We start from the raw sequence: 16650 nt of genomic DNA, 5'->3' as shown, positions 1-16650 counted from the left end.
GCCGGAGGTGACGCGATGTCAGCAAGGCGTGCGGGGCGGGCGGTCAGGGCGGCGGTGGCGACGGTCGCCGCCTGGACGCTGACCGCGTCCCTCGGCCCGGTCACCGCCGCCGCGGTGCCAAAGCCCCCCGAGCGGCCGGTCTCCGTGCTCCTGGCCGACCTGCAACGGCTCTTCCGGGAGGCGGACGACGCCGCCGACCGGTTGCGGGCCACCGCGGCGGAGCTGGCACGGCACCAGCAGGAGGTCGGCACCCTCCAGGCCCGCCTCGCCGAGGCCCGCGGCGAGCTGCACCGGAGCCGGACCGTCGCCGGATCGCTGGCCAGGGACCAGTACCGGGGCGGCGACCCGTTCGCCCCCTACCTCCGGCTGCTGACGGCCCGTGACCCCGATCGGCTGCTCACCGAGGGGCAGCTGAGGGACCGGGCGGCCCGGTACTGGGGGGCGGCCATCGCCCGGCTCTCCGCCGACGAACGGTCCGCCGCGGTGCTGGCCGGCCGGGCCCGGGCCGCGCTGGACGCACAGCAGACGGTGGCCGACCGGCACGCCCGGCAGCGGGACGCGGTCGGCGAACGGCTGGATGAGGTGGAGGAGTTGCTGGCCTCGCTCACCCCGGAGCAACTCGCGGCGCTCGGCCGGCTGGAGGCGACCGCCGCCACCGGCTCCGCCCCCGCCCAGGCCCCGCCCACCGGCGGAGCGCCCGGAACGCCCGCCACGGAGCGCACGCCCTCGGCGGGCGGGGCGGTGGCCCTGCGGTACGCGGTGGCGCAGATCGGCAAGCCGTACGCCTGGGGCGCCGAGGGTCCCGACTCCTTCGACTGCTCGGGGCTGACCTCGCGGGCCTGGGAGGCGGCGGGCAGCACGCTGCCGCGCACCAGTCAGGAACAGTGGGACCGGCTGTCGCGGGTGCCGCTGGACGGGCTGCGCCCCGGTGACCTCGTGGTGTACTTCCCCGGGGCCACCCATGTGGGGCTGTACCTGGGCGAGGGGCTGGTGGTGCACGCGCCCCGGCCGGGTGCGGAGGTGAAGGTCTCCCCGCTGACGGCCAACCCGGTGCTGGGCGCGGTGCGGCCCGACCCTCAGGCCGCACCGCTGACCGCCTACCTGCCGCCGCCGCTGCCGGCCGGGGCGCGGGACGGCTCCGACACGGGTTACGGCGCTGCCGGCCCGGCCCCCGCGACCAGCTGAAGCGGTTCCAGGAAGCGGCTGCGCAGCGCCGCGCGGTGCTCCTCGGTCACCCCGAGCCGCTGCTCCGCGTACCCCCGCGCCGACCCGTACCGCCGGGTGAGTCCGGCGAGGAAGCGGGCCATGACCTCGCCGGGCGCCCGACCGTAGCCGGGCCAGCGGGGTTCGCGCCCGGGGTGCTCGGCGCGCCAGTCGTCGAGGAGGCGTCCGGTGGCGAGCCCGGTGCGGGCGAAGTCGTCGACGATCCGGTCCTCGGGGACGTCGAGCAGGGCGAGCACCAGCGCGGTGACGAGTCCGGTGCGGTCCTTGCCCGCAGCGCAGTGGACGACGAACGGGCCCTCGCCGGTGCGCAGGGTCGTCAGCAGGGTGCGCAGTTCGCCGACCCCGTCCTCGGCGACCTCCAGGAACCGTTCGGCGAGGTAGGGGCCGATCTCGACCTCCGGGCCCTGGGCCTCCTGGTCGTAGGGGCGGTGCTCGACGCTCAGGTTGAGGTAGGTCAGGGACGGGTGTGCGGGCACCCGTCCCCGGGCCTCGACCTCCCGGGGGTACCGCAGGTCGATGACCGTGCGCACGCCCAGGGAGAGGAACCGCTGCCAGTCGCCGTCCGGGTCCGCCGACCCCGGGGGGTCGGCGGACAGCTTGCCCAGCGAGTCGGACCGCCACAGCGTCCGCAGGCGCACGGTGCGGCCGTCGGAGGTGCGGTGGCCGCCGGCGTCGCGGAAGTTGTGCAGGCGTCGGAAGGGAACGTGTCTGCTCACGCCCCGACCCTAACGAGGACGTCGGCGGCCCGGCACCGGCCGGACGGCGGGGTCAGCCGGCCACCTGGGCGAGGTAGGCGTCCGCCCTGTCCGGCTCGAAGAAGAAGCCGTCGAAGTCGGCCGGGTCGTTGAACCCGTTGGCGATCCGGTCCGCCACCGGCTGGAGCTGGCCGCCCGCGCCGATCAGGCCCAGCACGTGGTCCGGCGGCGGCGCGAGCATCGCATTGGTCCACCGGGTGACGTGGTGCGCGGTCTGCCAGTAGCGGTCGAAGGCGGACTGCATCCACGCCTCGTCGAACTCGGCGTCCCCGTGCTCGACGATCGACGCCAGGTAGGAGGCGGCGCACTTGGCGGCGGAATTGGAACCCTGGCCGGTGATGGGGTCGTTGGCGACGACCACGTCGGCGACGCCGAGCACCCGGCCGCCGCCCGGCAGCGTGCCGACCGGGCGGCGCACGGTGGGCGCGTACCGGCCGGCGAGGGTGGCGTGGGCGTCCGTCAACTCCACCTTGGTGGCCCGGGCGTACTCCCAGGGGGTGTAGCGCTCCATCAGCTCCAGGGTGAGCGCCAGGTGTTCGGCGGGGTCCCGGACGCCCCGGAAGACGTCGGCGGGGCCGCCGGGCAGCCCTTCCCAGAAGAGGATGTCGGCCCGCCCGGAGAGGGTGAGCGTGGGCATCACGAACAGTTCGCCGACCCCCGGCACCAGGTTGCAGCGCACCGCGTCGTAGTCGGGGTGCTCGGGCCGCGCCCCGAGGCCGTGCACATAGGCCACGGCCAGGGCCCGCTGGGGCTCGGCGTAGGGGGAGCGCTCCGGGTCCCGTTCGAACATCGACACCAGTTCGCCCTTGCCCGCTGACACGAGTACGAGGTCGTAGGTGCGGGCGAAGTAGTCGAGGTCGGAGACGGCGGCGCCGTGGATCACGAGTTGTCCGCCGCGCTGGGCGAAGGTGTCCATCCAGCCGGCCATCTTGATCCGCTGGTCGACGGACTGGGCGTGTCCGTCGAGTCGGCCGACCCAGTCGACGGCGCGGGAGCGGGGGCCGTCCTCGGTGCCGTCCGCGGGGGGACCGGCGACGGAGACGCCGAGGCCCTGGATGCGGGGGGCCTGGGACTCCCAGAAGTTGAGCTGGAGGTCGCGCTCGTGTTGGAGCGCGGTGTGGAACATGCACTGCGTGGACATGACCCGACCGGACCGGATCTCGTCGGCCGTGCGATTGGACATGAGGGTGACTTCGTACCCCCGGGACTGGAGGCCGAGGGCGAGCTGGAGTCCGGACTGACCGGCTCCGACTATCAGTATTCTCCGCATACGAGCGTTCTCCTGTTGAACCTCTGGACCACGGAACGTCCGGGGACGGAGCGGGGGTTGCCCGCTTCCGACACCGGCGGCTTTAGGCGGGGCTGTACTCCAGGGCCTGGCGAACCAGGGCCAACAGCGTTTCGACGACGGATATCCGGCGTCGAGCGTCCATGATCAGGATGGGGACGTGCGCGGGGACGGTGAGCGCGTCGCGCACGTCCTCCTCGTCGAAGCGTTCGCTGCCGTCGAAGTGGTTGACGGCGACCACGTAGGGCAGTCCGCAGCTCTCGAAGTAGTCGAGCGCGGGGAAGCAGTCGGCTATCCGGCGGGTGTCCGCGAGGACGACCGCGCCGATCGCGCCGCGCACCAGGTCGTCCCACATGAACCAGAACCGCTGTTGCCCGGGCGTGCCGAACAGGTACAGGACGAGGTCGTCGTCGAGGGTGATGCGGCCGTAGTCCATGGCGACCGTGGTGGTGGTCTTCTGCGGGGTCGCCGACAGGTCGTCGCTCTCGGCGCTGGCCTCGGTCATCAACGCCTCCGTCTGGAGGGGTTCGATCTCCGAGACGGCCTTGACCAGGGTGGTCTTGCCGACCCCGAAGCCACCCGCAATGACGATCTTCGTGGCGACCGGGGCCCGGGTGCGGTCCGTCTGCCACGCCTTGAGGGGCTCGTCGTCGACCTCGGCGGACGACAACGGTTCAGAGGCGACGGAGTCCACTCAACACCCTTTCCAGCAGTGCGCGGTCCGGCTGTCCCGGGCCGTGACCGGTTCCATATACACGGATCTTGCCCTGATCCGCCAGGTCACTCAGCAGCACCCGCACCACGCCGAGCGGCATCTTCAGCAGTGCGGCGATCTCGGCGACCGTCCGCATCCGTCGGCAGAGTTCGACGATGGCCCGCATCTCGGGCATCACCCGGGTCTCCAGCGAGCCGTTGGGCAGTTCCCGCCGTTCCTCGGGCGCCTCCAGCGCGGCGACGAACGTCTCCACCAGCAGGACGTGCCCGAACCGGGTGCGCCCCCCGGTCAGGGAGTACGGCCGCACCCGCGCCGGACGCTTGTCGGCGCCCCGCACCGGCAACTTGCCGGTGGGCCCGACACCCGGGTCGGCCGGGTCCGCCGGGTGGGAGGACGCGGGGGGCGGAGGACCGGCAGCGGTCACTGGGCGCTCCCGGCGGTGTGGGAGCCGAAGTCCTGCGGGCCCCGCGGGCGGGGCACCTCGGCGCTCTCCTCGACCGGGGGCCGCGCCTCCATCGACTGCCGGAGCTCGCTGCGGAGTTCGGGGGTGAGCACATGGCCGGCACGGCCCACGAAGAGGGCCATGTGGTAGGCCACGATGCTCATGTCGCAGTCGGCGGTGGCGTGCACCCCGAGCAGCGAGCCGTCGCTGATGGACATCACCATCAGGCTGCCCCCGCTCATGGCGATGACGGTCTGCTTCACCCCGCCGCCGTCCATCAGCTTGGCGGCGCCGAGCGTGAGGCTGCCGAGCCCGGACACGATGGTGGCGAGGTCGGCGGAGGAGCCCCGGGGCCCCTGGGGCCGGTCGGCGCCGGCCCGCCCGGCGTCCTCGGCGTGCCGGGGGTCGGAGGAGAGCAACAGCAGACCGTCCGACGAGACGACCGCCACCGACAGCAGACCGGGCACCTCCTCGACCAGGTTCTCCAGCAGCCAGTGCAAGTTGCGGGCCTCGGGGCTCAGCCCGTGTCCCCGGGCCGTTCCGTCCCCCGCGGCGCCGCCGCCGGGGCGTGTGCGGCCCGGCGGGGCGGTGCGGGGCGAAGTGGTGGTGGTACCGGACGATGTGCTGGGCGCAGTCAACTGCTTCCCTCCTCGACTGTGTCCCCCTGTGTTCCTCCGCCGCCTCCGGACGGTCCCGCCGGTGCCCCGCCGATCTCGGCGGCGACGTCCCGGCGACCGGCTGCGGCCCCCTGGTGAAAGCCCCCGAGCTTGCGCCGCAGGGCGTCGGCGTCGACGCCCCCTCCTCTGGGCTGGGCCACGGTCACGGGCTCACTGATCCTAGGTGTCCGCTTGGGCAGCCCCTTGTCGGTCAGGCGTGTCCTCGCGGGCGCGTCCCCCTGAACGGCGGACGCGGTGGTCCCGTCGGCCGGGCGCACGGGGTGCGCGGCAGGCGGTTCTGACGGTGTGTGCGCCGGCGCGGTTCGTGCATCGCGCGCCGGCGTGGACGGCGAATCGGGCGCCGTCGTCACGCCGGGGGCTTCGTCCCGGGCCCGTGCGTGGTGTCCCGGGCCCCGACCGGCGCGGCCCACCGGGTCGCCCCCAAAGCCGTGCGCCCCGAGAGGCTGCGGAACCGGAAGGAGCGTCAGCTCCATCGTCGTCTCGGCGAGTGCCTCGACGGGCCGGGCGCCGGTCCCGGGGGGAGCCTCGGGATGCGTCGACGGTCCGTCCATCGCCCGCTCCGCCGCCGCACCGGCCCGGCGCACGGCGTCCTCGGCCGCGGTGATCAGCGGATCCGGGGCGCCCTGGTCCGCCCGGCTCCCCAGCACGTTGGCGTTGGCCTCGGCCTCCGAGCCGGGCAGCCGCAGCGTCGTCCCGGCCCCGGTGGTCCGCGGCACCGGCGGCGGGAGTGCCGTCGCCGCGGCGGGCTCGGCGGCCAGCATCCCCTTGGGCAGCACCACGACGGCGGTGACCCCGCCCTGCTTCTGCTCGCGCAGCTGGACCCGCACCCCGTGCCGGTGGGCGAGCCGGGCCACGACGTACAGCCCGAGGCCGAGGCCCTCCTCCGCCTCGGGCCCGGTGATCCGGTCCCGGGCGTCGGCCTCGGAGAGGCGGACGTTCAGCTCCCGCAGCCGTTCGGCGGCCATGCCGATGCCCTCGTCCTGGACGGAGAGCATCACCTCGCCGTTCTCCAGCAGCCAGCCGGAGACCTCGACGGAGGTCTCCGGCGGGGAGAAGGAGGTCGCGTTCTCCATCAGCTCGGCGAGCAGGTGGCTGAGGTCGTCGGCGGCGAACCCGGCGATGTGCGCGTGCGGGGGCAGCGAGGTGATGCGGACCCGTTCGTACCGCTCGATCTCGCTGACCGCGGCCCGCGCCACATCCACCAGCGGCACCGGCCCCGGGTGCTGGTGACCGTGGTCGGCACCGGCGAGGACCAGCAGGTTCTCGCTGTGCCGGCGCATCACGGTGGCGAAGTGGTCCAGGCGGAAGAGGGTGGCGAGCCGGTCCGGGTCCTGCTCGCGCTCCTCCAGTCCCTCGATGACCGCGAGCTGGCGCTCGACCAGGCCGAGGGTGCGCAGCGCGAGGTTCACGAAGGTGCCCTGGATGCTGTGCCGGACCCGTTCGAGCTGGGCGGCGGCCTCGGCGAGTTCGGTGCGCAGCCGGGCGGTGCGGTCGGCCATCGTGGTGCGCTCGCCGATGAGGTGCTTGCGGTCGTCCTCCAGGGTCACCAGCCGCTCGTGCAGGGCGAGGGCGTGCGCGTGCAGGGCGTTCACCGAGCGCACCACCTGGGCGAACTCGTCGTTGCGCCCGGTGAAGGAGACGGGTTCCTCGGCGGCCGGGTCGGCGGCCAGCCGGGCGGAGCCCAGGCGCAGCACCGCGAGCGGCCGGGTCAGCGACCGGGCCGTGCCCATCGAGACGCCGACCGCGACCAGCAGCAGCGCCCCGAGCAGGGCCACCCGGATCTCCAGGTCGGTGACGGCGTCGTCGCGCAGCCGTTCCAGGCGGGCGAGGCGGGCCTCGGCGAGGGAGGCTTCGGCGCTCCGCATCAGGTCGACGCGCGAGGCGAGGGCGGCGGCCACCTCGGCGGGATCGAGCGCGGCGTCCGCGGCGCTGAACGCGGCCTCGTCGGTGAGCCGGCCCAGGTGGCGCTCGGCGGAGGTCACCTCGGCGCCGTTGACGGTGGCCTCGTAGGAGGCGAGGTCCGCGGTCGGTGCGACCTCGCGGAAGTCGGCGAGCGCGGCGCGGGAGCGGTGGTGGGCGAGCTGACCCGCGGTGCTGAGTTCGAGTCGCTTGGCGGCGTCCGCGCCCGTGTCCTCGGTGACCGTCTCGACGGCCCCGGTGACGGGGTTGATCTGGGTGGTGGTCGAGCGGGGCACCCTCAGGGCCGCGACCAGCAGCCCGCGCGCCGCGGAGGCCTGTTCGACCGCGCGGTCGAGGTCGGTCAGCGCCCGGGCGCCGGGGGCCGCGGACGGCGGGGTGCGCTCGGCGACGTCCTCGGCGAGCCGGTGCAGCTCGGCGATGACCCCCGCGTACGCCTCGTGGGCCTTGAGGGCGCTGCCCTTGCCGGTGAGGGCAGCGCGGCGGGCCGCGGCGACCGCGTCCAAGCGTGCGCGCAGGGCGGCGGGGGCGTCGGGGCGCAGCTCCTGCACCCGGCGGTCGACCCGGGCGCTGCGCTGCTCGGAGAGTCCCTTGCCCGCGGGGCGGCCGGCGGCGATGAAGGCGATGACCTCGTCGCGCTCCTCGGCGAGCGCATGGGCCAGGGAACTGCCCCGGCGGGCGTGTTCGGCGTCGGTGACCAGGGACTGCGCCTCGCGCAACTCGCCCGCGGAGGTGAGCAGCGCGGGCGCGCCGGCGCCCGCGACGACCGCGGCGACGACGGTGACCGAGATGAGCAGTCGGTTGCGGACCCGGGCGCGCCGCTTGCCCGGTGGACCGGGTGGTGAGCCCCCGTCAGGCGGTTCGGGCACCGTCGGGACGCCGCTGCCCGCGGGGGGCGCGGGGTCCGACGTGCCGGAGGGGTCCCGCGGCGGCGTCCCGGGTGGACCGGACGGGGCCGGAACCGCGCCCCGCTCCGAGGCCGTCCGCCCGCCTTTGCGCCGAGGCCGCATCTTCTGCACCGGTGCTCGCATTCTGAGTCGACTACCCACTGGTTCCGGCAGGCATGGCTCCGGGTGACGGACCTTCAGCCCACCGGGGTCCGCCGGATTCGGACCCGACCATTCCAGCGCCGGTGAAGAGTGGTTGCGCATCACCGGACCCGCCACCCGAAGGAGTGAACATCGACCGGGAGTTGAGCGGCAAGTTCCCCTGGCACGGGTCACGCGGGGGTTGTGGTGCGCCGGTTGGACGTGATCGGCAGGGTTTGGCAGGATGCCCCACCACGTTTCGACGGAACAGATCATTTTTCCACAAATCCGGCAGTGCCTCCGGCATCGCGACCGGCGCGCCGTTGACCCCCGTTCACCCCTGCGTCACCCCGGCCGCCGATTCGTGGGCATCGATGGGGGCTCGTGCAGACTGGCCCGATGCGCATCGAATTCGCCACCCTCCCCGGTGACCCCGACCGCCCCAACGAGGACTTCGTCTCTGCGGCTTCACCCGCCTGCGGACAAGGCGGCACGCTGGTCGTCCTCGACGGCGTCACTCCGCCGTCCGGTGACGACGGATGCGTGCACGGCGTTCCCTGGTTCACCGCACGGCTCGGCGGAGCACTTGGCGAACTGTCCGTTTTGCACCCTGATCTGACGCTGCGGGAGGTCCTTTCGCACGCAATCCGTAGGACTGCGAATGCGCACGGTCAGACTTGTGACCTTTCTCACGTGCGAACGCCGCAAGCCACGGTGGTCCTCGCGCGGTGGGACGCGGCCCGGATCGAGTACCTGGTGCTGTCCGACTCCGTCCTGCTCGCCGAACGCGTCGACGGGGTCGTCCAGGCCGTGCTGGACGACCGGCTCGACCGCGCGCCACGGGAGGTGCTGCGCTCCACCGAGGCCACCGACGCCCTGCTGCGCAACAAGGAGGGCGGCTTCTTCACCGCCGCCGCCGACCCGGAGGTGGCCGCGCGCGCCGTCGCCGGCCAGTGGCCCCGCGCCACGGTGCGCTCGCTCGCGGCGCTGACCGACGGGGCCTCCCGCTGGGTGGAGCGGCTGGGGCTCGGGGACTGGGCGGAGTGCCTGGACGTGCTCGCCAAGCAGGGCCCCGGGGTCCTGCTGGACCAGGTCCGTGCCGCCGAGACGGCCGGGGGCCGTCCCGCCGCGGGCAAGCAGCACGACGACGCGACCGCCGGGTACGTGGTGCTGTAGGCCGTTGCGCGGTCCCGGTAGGGAGGGGGCCGCGCAGCGGTTCCCGGTCGGCTCCGGCTCGGCGGGCACCGCCGACGGGTGCCTCTGGTCCCGCGCCGCGGTCTCCCACCGGTCGGACGTCGTGGACCGCCCGTCACCGTTCGCGTCCGCGACGCCCGGCGCCGGGGCTTCCCCTTCGGGAACGGGCCGGTCGCCGTGGACGGGGACCACGGTGGGGGAAGCGGCGGTCCGGGTCGTACTCCGTGGCGAACGGGTACCGCTGCCCGGCCCGCGCCGATACCCCTCCGGGAGGTCGACGACCTCGCCGGCGGCGCCCGACCGCCCGCGCTCAGCCCGCGGTCGACTCGTTCAGCCGGTGCAGCAGCCGGGCCAGCTCGGCGACCTCGGCGGGGGACCAGTCGGTCAGCTGGCTGACGTACCGGGCCCGGCGCGCCTCGCGGACCCGGTGCACCCGGGTCCGCCCGGTGTCAGTCAAACGGATCAACGACGCCCGACCGTCGGCCGGGTCCGGTTCCCGGCTCACCAGGCCCAGCGACTCCAGCGCCTTGAGCTGTCGGCTCATGGTCGCCTTGCCGACCCCGACGTACCCCGCGAGGTCGGTCGCCCGCAGCACCCCGCTCTCGTCGAGGCGGACCAGCAGCCCGTACGCGCCCGGCTCCAGCTCCGGGTGCACGGCCCGGGCGATCTCCCCGGAGGCCGCCCTCGCCCGCCGCAGAAACACCGTCAGTTCCCGTTCGAGCGCCGGGAACTCCGCCCGCACCCGCTCCGCTGCGTCCGCGGCGCCGGGGGAACCCCCCGCCGTCGCAGCTGCGCCGTCCGCGTCCCCGGGAGGCGCGCCCTTCCGCTTCTCGTCCACACCCGTTCCCATGCCCCGTGTCCCCGTTCCCGGTGTCCGTGCTCGTGCCCGCTCCCGGGCCGCGCCGCGACGCCGCGGCCCCGTCCAGTATTTCGCAGTCCCGCTCCCGGGGTCGCTCCCCCGCCGCGCTCGACGCGCGGACCGGCGGCGGGCGCCGTACTCCTGGAACTCCAGCCCGTTCTCCCCGGTCCGACTGGAGGCCCCGCCGTGCACCGACCCGGTACCCCGTTCCGTCCCCGCTCCCGTTCCCGCGCCCACCGGTGGGCGCGGCGTCCGCTGCCCGCCCTGCTGCTGACGGTGGGGGTCCTGCTGCCCGCCCCGGCGGCGGGCGCGACGGAGGGACCGCCGGCCGACGAGCCGGGCGCGCCCGCCGCCGCCGGCGAGCCCGTCCCCGCCGCGCCCACGGAACCCGACGGCCCCTCGGAGCACCCGGAGCCCGCGGAGGAGTCCGTCGCCCCGGCCGTGCCGCCGCGCGGCTCGGCGTACATGGGGATCGGCGTCCTCGCGCACGACGGCCGGCACGGGACGCCGCCGGAGAGCCGGGTGGTCCAGACGGAGGGGGTGGACGTCAGCAGCCACCAGGGCAACGTGGCCTGGTCGACGCTGTGGGACAGCGGGGTGCGCTGGGCCTACGTCAAGGCGACGGAGGGCACGTACTACAAGAACCCGTACCACCCTCAGCAGTACAACGGCTCGTACGCGGTGGGCATGATCCGCGGGGCCTACCACTTCGCCACCCCCGACACCACGAACGGCGCAACCCAGGCCGACTACTTCGTGGACAACGGGGGCGGCTGGTCCCGTGACGGACGGACCCTGCCGGGCGTCCTGGACATCGAGTGGAACCCGTACGGCGACGCCTGCTACGACAAGACGCCCGCCCAGATGGTGACCTGGATCAGGGACTTCACCCAGCGCTACCGCCACCGCACCGGCCGGGACCCGGTCATCTACACCGCGACCAACTGGTGGGTGCAGTGCACCGGCGACTCCGCCGCCTTCGGGGCGGTGAACCCCCTGTGGATCGCCCGGTACGCGGCGGCCATCGGGCCGCTCCCGGCGGGCTGGACCGTGCAGACCATGTGGCAGTACACCTCCACCGGTCCCACCGTCGGCGACCACAACCGGTTCAACGGCGCCCTCGACCGGGTGCAGGCCCTCGCCACGGGCTGACCCCGGACGGCCGAACGGCCCCTTCCCGCGGGGGAAGGGGCCGTTCGGCCGCCTCGGGGGCCGGGCGCGTCGTCACGCCGCGACCGGGACCCCCTCGGCGGCGGTCCGGGTCGCCGGGGTGAGCGCCAGCTCCAGGACCTGACGGACGTCCGTCACCGGGTGGACGTCCAGCTTCTCCAGGACCTCGGCGGGCACGTCGTCGAGGTCGGGCTCGTTCCGCTTCGGGATCACCACGGTGGTGATGCCGGCCCGGTGCGCGGCGAGCAGCTTCTGCTTCACCCCGCCGATCGGCAGCACCCGCCCGGTCAGCGAGACCTCGCCGGTCATCGCCACGTCCGTGCGCACCTGGCGTCCGCTGAGCAGCGAGGCCAGGGCGGTGGTCATGGTGATGCCCGCGCTCGGCCCGTCCTTGGGCACCGCGCCCGCCGGGAAGTGGATGTGCACGCCCCGTTCCTTCAGGTCGCCGACCGGGAGTTCCAGCTCGGCGCCGCGCGAGCGCAGGAAGCTCAGCGCGATCTGCGCCGACTCCTTCATCACGTCGCCCAGCTGACCGGTGAGGGTCAGCCCCGCCGCGCCCGTCTCCGGGTCGGCCAGGGACGCCTCCACGTAGAGGACGTCGCCGCCGGCGCCGGTCACGGCCAGGCCGGTGGCCACCCCGGGCACCGCGGTCCGCCGCTCGGCCGGGTCCTGGGCGGACTCGGGCACGTGGTGCGGCCGTCCGATCAGCCCGCGCAGTTCCCCGTCGGTGACGGTGAACGGCAGCTCCCGCTCGCCGAGCTCGTGCTGGGCGGTCACCTTGCGCAGCAGGCGGGCGATCGCCCGTTCCAGGGTGCGCACGCCCGCTTCGCGGGTGTACTCGCCGGCGAGCTTGCGCAGGGCGCCCTCCTCGACGGTGACCTCCTCGGCACTCAGGCCCGCCCGCTCCAGCTGGCGCGGCAGCAGGTGGTCCCGGGCGATGACGACCTTCTCGTCCTCGGTGTAACCGTCCAGGCGGACCAGCTCCATGCGGTCCAGCAGCGCCTCCGGGACGGCCTCCAGGACGTTGGCGGTGGCGAGGAACACCACGTCGCTCAGGTCCAGCTCGACCTCCAGGTAGTGGTCCCGGAAGGTGTGGTTCTGCGCCGGGTCCAGGACCTCCAGCAGCGCCGCCGCCGGGTCGCCCCGGAAGTCGGAGCCGACCTTGTCGATCTCGTCCAGCAGGACCACCGGGTTCATCGACCCGGCCTCCTTGATCGCCCGGACGATCCGGCCGGGCAGCGCACCCACGTAGGTGCGCCGGTGGCCGCGGATCTCGGCCTCGTCCCGGACGCCGCCGAGGGCGACCCGGACGAACTCGCGGCCCATGGCGTGCGCCACGCTCTCGCCGAGCGAGGTCTTGCCGACGCCGGGCGGGCCGACCAGGGCCAGCACCGCACCGCCGCGCCGACCGCCCACCACCCCGAGACCCCGGTCCTGGCGCCGCTTGCGCACCGCGAGGTACTCGGTGATGCGTTCCTTCACGTCGGCGAGGCCGGCGTGTTCGGCGTCCAGCACCGCCCGGGCGCCCTCGATGTCGTACCGGTCCTCGCTGCGCTCGTTCCACGGCAGTTCGAGGACGGTGTCCAGCCAGGTGCGGATCCAGCCGCCCTCGGGGGACTGGTCACTGGCCCGCTCCAGCTTGTCGACCTCCTTGAGGGCGGCCTCGCGGACCTTCTCGGGCAGGTCGGCGGCTTCCACCCGGGTCCGGTAGTCGTCGGACTCGGCCTCGCCGTCGGCGTCGCCGTTCAGCTCGCGCAGCTCCTTGCGGACCGCGTCGAGCTGCCGGCGCAGCAGGAACTCGCGCTGCTGCTTGTCGACGCCCTCCTGGACATCCTTGGCGATGGATTCGGCCACGTCCTGCTCGGCGAGGTGCTCGCGGAGCTGTTCGGCGGCGAGCTTCAGCCGGGCCACCGGGTCGGCGGTCTCCAGCAGCGCCACCTTCTGCTGCACGGTGAGGAACGGGGAGTAGCCGGAGTTGTCGGCGAGCTGGGACACGTCCTCGATCTGCTGGACGCGGTCCACCACCTGCCAGGCGCCGCGCTTGCGCAGCCAGCTGGTGGCCAGCGCCTTGTACGCGGTGATCAGCTCGGTGACGGCGCCGGGCAGCGGCTCGGGCACGGGCTCCTCGACGCGGACGCCCTCGACCCACAGGGCGGCGCCCGGTCCGGTGGTGCCGGCGCCGATGCGGAACCGCTCGCGACCGCGGATCAGGGCACCGGGGTCGCCGTCGGCGAGCCGGCCGACCTGCTCCACGGTGCCGAGGACGCCGGTGCCGGCGTAGGTGCCGTCGATCCGCGGGACCAGCAGGACCCGCGGCTTGCCCGGCGCGGAGCGGGCGGCGGCCTGGGCGGCCTCCACCGCGGCGCGCACGTCGGCGTCGTTCAGGTCCAGCGGCACGACCATGCCGGGCAGCACGACCTCGTCGTCGAGGGGCAGCACGGGCAGCGACAGCGCGGTGCCCTTGGAACCAACAGACTCAGCAGCCATGATCTCCCCTTCGGCATTCAAGTTGAGCTGTGTTGACTCAATGCATGGGGGGTGCCGTTTGTTCCCCGGGCGAACGGCGACGGGTTCGCCGAGAGCGGAACCCGTCGGCGACATCCGGCCGCGCCCGGCGCCGACCGGGCCACAATGGCGTGCATGCCGCACCACTACAGCCTTCCCCCGCACCGCCCCACGGAGGAGCCGGAGGTCCTGGACCGCCGCACGGGCCCCCACGGCGAGGTGGTCCTGCGCCGCCACGGCGACCTGCTCCAGATCATCGCCAACGGCTGCTTCCTGATGGACACCTCGGACGGCCGGTCCGAGCGGCTGCTCGTGGACGCCGCCGCGGCGGCGCTGGACCGGGACGGCGGACACCTCCTGATCGGCGGCCTGGGCGTCGGCTTCAGCCTGGCGCACGCCGCGGCCGACCCCCGCTGGGGACGGATCACGATGGTGGAGCGCGAGGCCGCCGTCATCGACTGGCACCGCCCCGGCGCCCCCCTGTCGACGCTGTCCCGGGCTGCCCTGGACGACCCGCGCACCGAGGTCCTCCACACCGATCTGCTGGAGCACCTGCGCACCGCCGGGCGGAGCTACGACGCGCTCTGCCTGGACGTCGACAACGGTCCCGACTGGACGGTCACCGAGGACAACGAGGGGCTCTACACCCCCACCGGCATCGCCCTGTGCCGCGAGCGACTGGCCCCCGGCGGGGTGCTCGCGGTCTGGTCCGCGCAACCCTCCGCCGTTTTTGAAGGAACATTGCGGAATTCCGGGTTCCAAGGGGTCCGTACCCAGGAAATCCCGGTCGCCCGGGGCGTTCCGGACGTCGTTCACCTCGCCGTCCGTACTGGATAGCCTGTTCACGCTCCGTGCCCTTAGTCTGCAACCGGCGCGTCGATCACCACGCGTCTGGCACAACCATGGGATCACCCCACGGATTCCCAACGGCTCAGTCAGGGGCGGGCGATGGAGCAGACACACACCACTCAACACGGCGGCGCACCGGTGTCGCCCGGCGCCCAGCGGCGCGTGCTCGTGGTGGAGGACGACGCGACGATCGTCGAGGCGATCGCGGCCCGGCTGCGCGCGGAGGGGTTCCTCGTCCAGACCGCGGGCGACGGGCCCACCGCCGTCGACACCACCCAGGCCTGGCAGCCCGACCTGCTGATCCTGGACGTGATGCTGCCGGGCTTCGACGGCCTGGAGGTCTGCCGCCGGGTCCAGGCCCAGCGGCCCGTTCCGGTGCTGATGCTCACCGCCCGCGACGACGAGACGGACATGCTGGTCGGCCTCGGGGTCGGCGCCGACGACTACATGACCAAGCCGTTCTCGATGCGGGAGCTGGCCGCCCGGGTGCACGTCCTGCTGCGCCGCGTCGAGCGGGCCGCCCTCGCGGCCACCACCCCCCGCGGCGGCACGCTGCGCCTGGGCGAGCTGGAGATCGACCACGCCCAGCGCCGGGTGCGGGTGCGGGGCGGGGACGTGCACCTGACGCCGACCGAGTTCGACCTGTTGGTGTGCCTGGCGAACACCCCGCGCGCGGTGCTCTCCCGGGAGCAGTTGCTCGCCGAGGTGTGGGACTGGGCGGACGCCTCCGGCACCCGGACCGTGGACAGCCACATCAAGGCGCTGCGCCGCAAGATCGGGGCGGAACGCATCCGCACGGTGCACGGGGTGGGATACGCGCTGGAGACCCCGACGCCGTGAGCGGGCCCCCCGGCCCGCAGGGCCCCGGCGCCCCCCGGCTGCGCCCGTTCTCCATCAAGACCAAGCTGGGCACGCTGGTCGTGGTCTCGGTGTTCATCACCACCGGACTGCTGATGATCGCCGTGCGCACCGAGACCGAACTGCGGTTCATCACGGTGTTCTCGGTCATCGCCACCCTGTTGATCACCCAGTTCGTGGCGCACTCGCTGACCGCGCCGCTGGACGAGATGAACACGGTGGCCCGGTCGATATCGCACGGCGACTACACCCGCCGGGTGCGGGGCCACGACCGCGGGGACGAGCTGGGCGACCTGGCCGCCACCATCAACCGCATGGCCGACGACCTGGAGGCCCAGGACCGCCAGCGCAAGGAGCTGGTGGCGAACGTCTCGCACGAGCTGCGCACCCCGATCGCGGGGCTGCGGGCGGTGCTGGAGAACGTGGTGGACGGGGTGTCGGCCGCCGACCCGGAGACCATGCGCACCGCGCTCAAGCAGACCGAGCGGCTGGGGCGGCTGGTGGAGACCCTGCTGGACCTGTCCCGGCTGGACAACGGGGTGGTCCCGCTGAAGGCCCGCCGCTTCGAGGTGTGGCCGTACCTGTCGGGCGTGTTGAAGGAGGCCAACATGGTGTCCTCGGCCCGCGGGGGCCTCGCCTCCGGTTCCGGCAGCCACACCCGCACCGACGTCCACCTGCACCTGGACGTGTGCCCCCCCGAGCTCACCGCGCACGCGGACCCGGAGCGCATCCACCAGGTGGTCGCCAACCTCATCGACAACGCGGTCAAGCACAGCCCCCCGCACGGCCGGGTCACCGTGAAGGCCCGCGGGGGCGCCGGCCCGGACTCGCTGACGCTGGAGGTCGTGGACGAGGGGCCGGGCATCCCCGAGTCGGAGTGGCACCGGGTGTTCGAGCGGTTCAACCGGGGGCCCTACACCGATCCCGCCGCGGGCGGGGCGGCGCTCCCGACGACCGTGCCGGTGGGCCCCGGGGGCAGCGACGGCGGGACCGGGCTCGGGCTCGCGATCGCCCGGTGGGCGGTGGAGTTGCACGGCGGCCGGATCGGGGTCGCGGAGTCCACGCGCGGCTGCCGGATCCAGGTCATCCTTCCGGGGCTGTCCCGCGGCCCCGGTTGACGTTAGGGTTCGGGGCGGCAGGCCGAAGATCACCGGGGCCGCCCCCCTGCG

General features: G+C 74.2%; 14 protein-coding genes. 6 read left to right on the top strand and 8 right to left on the bottom strand.

Going from position 1 to position 16650, the window contains the following annotated elements:
• The first annotated feature begins 15 nt into the window (after window positions 1–15).
• Window positions 16–1185, top strand: coding sequence for a C40 family peptidase (locus ABT092_RS08045; protein ID WP_351241052.1), 1170 nt, complete (start codon window positions 16–18; stop codon window positions 1183–1185).
• Here ABT092_RS08045 and ABT092_RS08040 read toward each other — a convergent pair.
• The 6 genes from ABT092_RS08040 to ABT092_RS08015 form a co-directional block, all read right to left on the bottom strand.
• On the bottom strand, window positions 1149–1940 hold the full coding sequence (locus tag ABT092_RS08040) for a tyrosine-protein phosphatase (protein WP_351241050.1): 792 nt from the start codon (window positions 1938–1940) through the stop codon (window positions 1149–1151). The two genes, ABT092_RS08045 and ABT092_RS08040, sit on opposite strands and share 37 nt — an antisense overlap.
• 52 nt (window positions 1941–1992) lie before the next feature.
• Window positions 1993–3249 carry a styrene monooxygenase/indole monooxygenase family protein gene (locus ABT092_RS08035; RefSeq protein ID WP_351241048.1) on the bottom strand — a complete coding sequence of 419 codons (1257 nt, stop codon included), beginning with the start codon at window positions 3247–3249 and terminating at the stop codon, window positions 1993–1995.
• 82 nt (window positions 3250–3331) lie between these two features.
• Entirely contained in the window at window positions 3332–3961 is a 630-nt protein-coding gene (locus tag ABT092_RS08030) for a GTP-binding protein (protein WP_351241046.1), read from the bottom strand.
• On the bottom strand, window positions 3942–4325 hold the full coding sequence (locus tag ABT092_RS08025; protein WP_351241284.1) for a DUF742 domain-containing protein: 384 nt from the start codon (window positions 4323–4325) through the stop codon (window positions 3942–3944). The genes ABT092_RS08030 and ABT092_RS08025 overlap by 20 nt, the downstream gene beginning before the upstream one ends.
• A 77-nt stretch (window positions 4326–4402) precedes the next feature.
• On the bottom strand, window positions 4403–4945 hold the full coding sequence (locus ABT092_RS08020; protein WP_351241282.1) for a roadblock/LC7 domain-containing protein: 543 nt from the start codon (window positions 4943–4945) through the stop codon (window positions 4403–4405).
• Window positions 4946–5058: 113 nt separating this feature from the next.
• Entirely contained in the window at window positions 5059–8049 is a 2991-nt protein-coding gene (locus ABT092_RS08015; protein ID WP_351241044.1) for a sensor histidine kinase, read from the bottom strand.
• A 396-nt stretch (window positions 8050–8445) separates the two neighbouring features.
• Here ABT092_RS08015 and ABT092_RS08010 point away from each other — a divergent pair, with 396 nt between their 5' ends.
• Complete coding sequence (locus ABT092_RS08010; RefSeq protein WP_351241042.1) at window positions 8446–9222, top strand: protein phosphatase 2C domain-containing protein; 777 nt, start codon at window positions 8446–8448, stop codon at window positions 9220–9222.
• 328 nt (window positions 9223–9550) lie between these two features.
• Here ABT092_RS08010 and ABT092_RS08005 read toward each other — a convergent pair whose 3' ends face one another.
• Window positions 9551–10090, bottom strand: coding sequence for a MarR family winged helix-turn-helix transcriptional regulator (locus tag ABT092_RS08005; protein ID WP_351241040.1), 540 nt, complete (start codon window positions 10088–10090; stop codon window positions 9551–9553).
• 195 nt (window positions 10091–10285) lie between these two features.
• Here ABT092_RS08005 and ABT092_RS08000 point away from each other — a divergent pair, with 195 nt between their 5' ends.
• Window positions 10286–11251 carry a lysozyme gene (locus ABT092_RS08000; protein ID WP_351241038.1) on the top strand — a complete coding sequence of 322 codons (966 nt, stop codon included), beginning with the start codon at window positions 10286–10288 and terminating at the stop codon, window positions 11249–11251.
• A gap of 72 nt (window positions 11252–11323) precedes the next feature.
• Here ABT092_RS08000 and lon read toward each other — a convergent pair whose 3' ends face one another.
• The gene (gene lon / locus ABT092_RS07995) at window positions 11324–13756 is read right to left on the bottom strand and encodes an endopeptidase La (protein WP_351241036.1); all 2433 of its coding nucleotides are present in this window, start codon (window positions 13754–13756) and stop codon (window positions 11324–11326) included.
• A 153-nt stretch (window positions 13757–13909) separates the two neighbouring features.
• Between lon and ABT092_RS07990 the strand changes: the two genes are divergently transcribed.
• From ABT092_RS07990 to ABT092_RS07980, 3 genes are all read left to right on the top strand, one after another.
• Entirely contained in the window at window positions 13910–14611 is a 702-nt protein-coding gene (locus ABT092_RS07990) for a spermidine synthase family protein (protein ID WP_351241034.1), read from the top strand.
• Window positions 14612–14722: 111 nt separating this feature from the next.
• Window positions 14723–15463 carry a response regulator transcription factor gene (locus tag ABT092_RS07985; protein ID WP_351241032.1) on the top strand — a complete coding sequence of 247 codons (741 nt, stop codon included), beginning with the start codon at window positions 14723–14725 and terminating at the stop codon, window positions 15461–15463.
• Window positions 15460–16599 (top strand): HAMP domain-containing sensor histidine kinase, encoded by a 1140-nt coding sequence (locus ABT092_RS07980; RefSeq protein WP_351241030.1) that lies wholly within the window; start codon window positions 15460–15462, stop codon window positions 16597–16599. Before ABT092_RS07985 ends, ABT092_RS07980 begins: the two co-directional genes overlap by 4 nt.
• Window positions 16600–16650 lie beyond the last annotated feature (51 nt).

The organism is Streptomyces sp. NPDC002490 (genome assembly GCF_040296045.1).
GTDB lineage: Bacteria > Actinomycetota > Actinomycetes > Streptomycetales > Streptomycetaceae > Streptomyces.
Note: the sequence above shows the minus strand (reverse complement) of the source record. Positions and strands in the feature narration are given on the sequence as shown.

Coding starts and splice junctions, on each gene's coding strand:
- ABT092_RS08005 (WP_351241040.1), bottom strand. CDS start 10,090: ATGGGAACGGGTGTGGACGAGAAGCGGAAGGGCGCGCCTCCCGGGGAC.
- lon (WP_351241036.1), bottom strand. CDS start 13,756: ATGGCTGCTGAGTCTGTTGGTTCCAAGGGCACCGCGCTGTCGCTGCCC.
- ABT092_RS07990 (WP_351241034.1), top strand. CDS start 13,910: ATGCCGCACCACTACAGCCTTCCCCCGCACCGCCCCACGGAGGAGCCG.
- ABT092_RS08045 (WP_351241052.1), top strand. CDS start 16: ATGTCAGCAAGGCGTGCGGGGCGGGCGGTCAGGGCGGCGGTGGCGACG.
- ABT092_RS08010 (WP_351241042.1), top strand. CDS start 8,446: ATGCGCATCGAATTCGCCACCCTCCCCGGTGACCCCGACCGCCCCAAC.
- ABT092_RS08035 (WP_351241048.1), bottom strand. CDS start 3,249: ATGCGGAGAATACTGATAGTCGGAGCCGGTCAGTCCGGACTCCAGCTC.
- ABT092_RS08015 (WP_351241044.1), bottom strand. CDS start 8,049: ATGCGAGCACCGGTGCAGAAGATGCGGCCTCGGCGCAAAGGCGGGCGG.
- ABT092_RS07985 (WP_351241032.1), top strand. CDS start 14,723: ATGGAGCAGACACACACCACTCAACACGGCGGCGCACCGGTGTCGCCC.